This window comes from Pseudomonas sp. HY2-MNA-CIBAN-0224 (assembly GCF_040310285.1).
Lineage (GTDB): Bacteria > Pseudomonadota > Gammaproteobacteria > Pseudomonadales > Pseudomonadaceae > Aquipseudomonas > Aquipseudomonas helleri.
The window spans coordinates 1-372 of record NZ_JBEOPQ010000239.1 but is presented as its reverse complement, the minus strand read 5'-3'; the positions used below and the strand labels follow the sequence as shown (position 1 = coordinate 372).

General features: G+C 50.3%; 1 protein-coding gene. It reads left to right on the top strand.

Annotation, left to right across the window (positions count from 1 at the left end; translation table 11 throughout):
* Nucleotides 1-372 (top strand): D-alanine--D-alanine ligase (locus tag AAEZ03_RS26210; protein ID WP_502947955.1); only part of this gene is annotated, 372 nt, incomplete at both ends.

Sequence of the window (372 nt, the reverse complement as noted above, 5' to 3'; positions counted from 1 at the left end):
GATCCTAAGCATCAGGACATTACTGAGCTGCGTGATTATGATCGCGTGTTTAATGTGTTGCATGGTCGCGGCGGTGAAGATGGCTTGCTACAAGGCGTGTTGCAATGGTTTGATATTCCGCAGACAGGTTCAGGCATTTTGGCATCAGCGCTGGGCATGGACAAGGTTCGTACCAAGCAATTGTGGCAAGGCTGCGGCTTAGCGACGGCACCATTTTCACTATTGACGGCCGATACCGACTGGCAGCAAGTGGTCAATATGCTAGGTCTACCACTCATTATCAAGCCCGTTCATGAAGGTTCGAGTATTGGCATGACCAAGGTTAATAACCTTGACGAGTTGCCTGCTGCTTATGCAACAGCCGTACAGTGC